The sequence below is a fragment of the Mesorhizobium sp. M4A.F.Ca.ET.050.02.1.1 genome (assembly GCF_003997725.1).
Taxonomy (GTDB): domain Bacteria; phylum Pseudomonadota; class Alphaproteobacteria; order Rhizobiales; family Rhizobiaceae; genus Mesorhizobium.
This window is the reverse complement of the sequence record NZ_RZSG01000617.1, coordinates 1-3,675: the sequence shown is the minus strand read 5'-3', so window position 1 is coordinate 3,675 and position 3,675 is coordinate 1. Positions and strand designations below refer to the sequence as shown.

The window sequence follows — 3,675 nt, the reverse complement described above, 5'->3', positions numbered from 1 at the left end:
TTTCGGCGGTGAAGGAGAAGGCCAGCAAGAGCTGAGCCCGAGGTTCTAGTCGGAACAGATTGCCATGTTTGAAGTCGGCTGGACCGAGATGCTGGTGATCGCGGTCGTCATGATCGTGGTCGTCGGGCCGAAGGATTTGCCCAATATGCTGCGCACCTTCGGCCGCACGACGGCAAAGCTGCGCGCCATGGCCGCCGACTTCCAGAAGCAGTTCAACGAGGCGCTGAAGGAAGCCGAGCTCGACGACGTCAAGAAGTCGGTCGACGAGCTCAGGGGGCTCAGCCCGGTCGCCGAGATCCGCAAGCAGCTCAATCCGTTCGAGCAGGCGGCGGCCGATGTCCGCTCTGGCGTCGATGCGGCGATGAAGCCGAAGCCTGCCGTCGATCCGGCCACGCCCGTTGCTTCGACGCCACAAGCCAGCGAACCGCTGAAGAACGGCGCCACGGTATTGCCTGGCGTCGAGGCGCCGGAAGCGACGCCGGCGGCGCCGATCTTTCCAGCGATGACCGACGATGCCGTGGTAACGCCGGCGGTTGCCGCTGCAACGGCGGCGCCGCAGACGGTGGAAGCCAAGAAGCCGGCCACGGCGAAGGCCGTCAAGGCACCAGCAACCGTGGCGAGGGCGACGGCTGCGAAGGCAAAGCCGACGCCAGCGAAAGCGGCCAAGCCAGCCGCGCCAGCAAAGACATCCAAGCCGGCCGCAACCAAGGCGGCGAGCAAGGCTGATGTGAAGCCCGCGCCGGCGACGAAGCCCGCGCCGGCGACGAAGCCCGCGCCGGCGACGAAGCCCGCGCCTAAGAAGACGGCGGGAGCCGCCAAGTGAGCGTCACGGACCAGGAAAGAGACGAAATTGAGAAATCGTCGGCGCCGCTGATCGAGCATCTGATCGAGCTGCGCCGGCGGCTGATCTGGTCGCTCGGCGGCTTCTTTGTCGCCTTCCTCGTCTGCTTCTTCTTTGCCAAGCGGCTGTTCAACCTTCTGGTCATCCCGTTCAAGTGGGCGACCCAGTGGGCCGGGCTCGACCCGCACAAGGTCGAGCTGATCTACACCGCGCCGCAGGAGTTCTTCTTCACGCAGGTGAAGCTTGCCATGTTCGGCGGCATGGTCATCGCCTTTCCGCTGATCGCTACGCAGATCTACAAATTCATCGCGCCCGGCCTCTACAAGAACGAGCGCAACGCATTCCTGCCGTTCCTGATCGCCTCGCCGATCCTGTTCCTGATGGGCGCGTCGCTGGTCTATTTCTTCTTCACGCCGATGGTGATGTGGTTCTTCCTCGCCATGCAGCAGACCGGCACCAACGACCAGGTGCAGATATCGCTGCTGCCAAAAGTGTCGGAATATCTCAGCCTGATCATGACGCTGATCTTCTCCTTCGGCCTGGTGTTCCAGTTGCCCGTGGTGACCAGCCTGATGACCAGAGTCGGCATGCTGTCGTCGAAGGCGCTGGCCGAGAAGCGCAAATGGGCGATCGTCATCGCCTTCGTCGTCGCCGCCGTGCTGACGCCGCCCGATCCGATGAGCCAGATCGGCCTCGCCATCCCGACCATCCTGCTCTACGAGGTCGCCATCTGGTCGGCCCGGCTGATCGAACGCGGCCAGGAGCGGGACCGTCTGGCGCGCGAGAAGCAGGAGGCCGGAGCGGAAATGGCCGAGAAGGCCGCTGATGCGTCGTCGACGCAGGCTCCAAGCTAGGCAGAGCCGGAAAAACACGGGCGGCGGCATTCGCCCGTCTTGCATCGATCATGGATGCGGTTTACGCCCTCGGGCCTTAGCCAAGGACGGACAACCATGCTTGACATCAAATGGATTCGCGACAACCCGAAGGCTCTTGCCGAGGCGTTGGTGAAGCGCTCGTGGTCAGCCGGGGAGGCGCAATCCACTGTCGACGGGCTGATCGCCAAGGACGAGGCGCGGCGCGAGCATTTGACAGAGCTGCAGGTGAAGCAGGAACGCCGCAACGCCGCCTCAAAGGAGATCGGCAACGCCATGCGTTCGGGCGACGCGGCGCTTGCCGAGAAGCTCAAGGCCGAAGTCGGCGAGATCAAGGCCTTCATCCAGAACGGCGAAGCGCGCGAGCGCGAGCTCGACAAGGCGCTGAACGACGCGCTGGCCGTGCTGCCCAACGTGCCGCTGGACGATGTGCCGGTCGGCAGGGACGAGCATGACAATGTCGTCAAGCGCATTGTCGGCAAGGCGCCGGCGCGGCCGAACTGGGTGAAGGAGCACTTCGAGGTCGGCGAAGCGCTGGGCATGATGGATTTCGAGCGGGCGGCGAGGCTTTCCGGCTCGCGCTTCACGGTGCTGACCGGCCAACTCGCGCGTATGGAGCGCGCGCTTGGCCAGTTCATGCTCGACCTGCACACGACCGAACATGGCTACGAGGAAGTCCAGCCGCCATTGATGGTGCGCGACGAGGTGCTGTTCGGCACCGGGCAATTGCCGAAATTCGAGGGCGACCTCTTCTTCACTCCGCATGGCGATGGCCGCCTGGGCTTGATCCCCACCGCCGAAGTGTCGCTTACCAACCTCGTGCGCGAGGAGATCACCGCGCACGAAAAACTGCCGTTGCGCTTTACAGCGCTGACGCCATGCTTCCGCTCGGAAGCGGGGTCGGCAGGGCGCGACACGCGCGGCATGCTGCGCCAGCACCAATTTTACAAGGTGGAGCTGGTCTCTCTCACCGATCAGGAGACGTCGATCGCCGAGCATGAGCGCATGACGGAATGCGCCGAGGCGGTGCTGAAGCGACTGGAGCTGCCGTTCCGCACGGTGACGCTGTGCACCGGCGACATGGGGTTCGGCGCGCGCAAGACCTATGACATCGAGGTGTGGCTGCCCGGCCAGAACGCCTATCGCGAAATCTCGTCCTGCTCGGTCTGCGGCGATTTCCAGGCCAGGCGCATGGATGCCCGCTACAAGGACAAGGACGGCAAAGGCAACCGCTTCGTCCATACACTCAACGGTTCGGGCACCGCCGTCGGCCGCGCGCTGATCGCCGTCATCGAAAACTACCAGAATGAGGATGGCAGCGTAACCATTCCTGAAGCGCTGCGGCCTTACATGGGCGGTCTGACGAAGATCGAATCGAAGTAATGCGCATTCTGCTGACCAATGACGACGGCATCCACGCCGAGGGCCTGGCGTCGCTCGAGCGCATCGCGCGTACGCTGTCGGACGACGTCTGGGTGGTGGCGCCGGAGCAGGATCAATCCGGCTACGCGCATTCGCTGTCGATCTCCGAGCCGCTGCGGCTAAGGAAGATCGGCGACAAGCACTACGCCGTGCGCGGCACGCCGACCGATTGCGTCATCATGGGTGTCAAGAAGATCCTGCCGGGCATGCCCGACCTCATCCTGTCCGGCGTCAATTCCGGCGCCAACATCGCCGACGACGTCACCTATTCGGGCACCGTCGCGGGCGCCATGGAGGGCGCGCTGCTCGGCGTCCGCTCAATCGCGGTCAGCCAGGCCTATTCCTATGCCGGCGAGGACCGCGTCGTTCCCTACGAGACCACCGAGGCGCTGGCGCCTGCGCTGCTGAAAAAGCTGGTCGCAATGCCATTGCCGGACGGCGTGCTGCTCAACGTCAATTTTCCGAATTGCGCGCCCGACGAGATCGAGGGCACCGTCGTCACCTCGCAAGGCAAGCTGGTGCACAGCCTGTGGGTGGACG

The 3,675-nt window shown here is 64.3% G+C and carries 4 protein-coding genes; all 4 read left to right on the top strand.

The window, feature by feature from the left end; translation table 11 throughout:
* Positions 1-64: 64 nt before the first annotated feature.
* The gene (tatB, locus tag EOA33_RS28020) at positions 65-823 is read left to right on the top strand and encodes a Sec-independent protein translocase protein TatB (RefSeq protein WP_126054201.1); all 759 of its coding nucleotides are present in this window, start codon (positions 65-67) and stop codon (positions 821-823) included.
* The gene (tatC, locus tag EOA33_RS28015) at positions 820-1,695 is read left to right on the top strand and encodes a twin-arginine translocase subunit TatC (RefSeq protein WP_126054202.1); all 876 of its coding nucleotides are present in this window, start codon (positions 820-822) and stop codon (positions 1,693-1,695) included. Before tatB ends, tatC begins: the two co-directional genes overlap by 4 nt.
* Before the next feature lie 96 nt (positions 1,696-1,791).
* Positions 1,792-3,096, top strand: coding sequence for a serine--tRNA ligase (gene serS, locus EOA33_RS28010; RefSeq protein ID WP_126054203.1), 1,305 nt, complete (start codon positions 1,792-1,794; stop codon positions 3,094-3,096).
* The coding region (gene surE, locus EOA33_RS28005; RefSeq protein WP_127407115.1) for a 5'/3'-nucleotidase SurE at positions 3,096-3,675 on the top strand (580 nt) is incomplete at its 3' end. The genes serS and surE, both read left to right, overlap by 1 nt.

What these genes read in the sequence shown, in the direction of transcription:
- serS (WP_126054203.1), top strand. Translation starts at nt 1,792, where the DNA reads ATGCTTGACATCAAATGGATTCGCGACAACCCGAAGGCTCTTGCCGAG.
- tatB (WP_126054201.1), top strand. Translation starts at nt 65, where the DNA reads ATGTTTGAAGTCGGCTGGACCGAGATGCTGGTGATCGCGGTCGTCATG.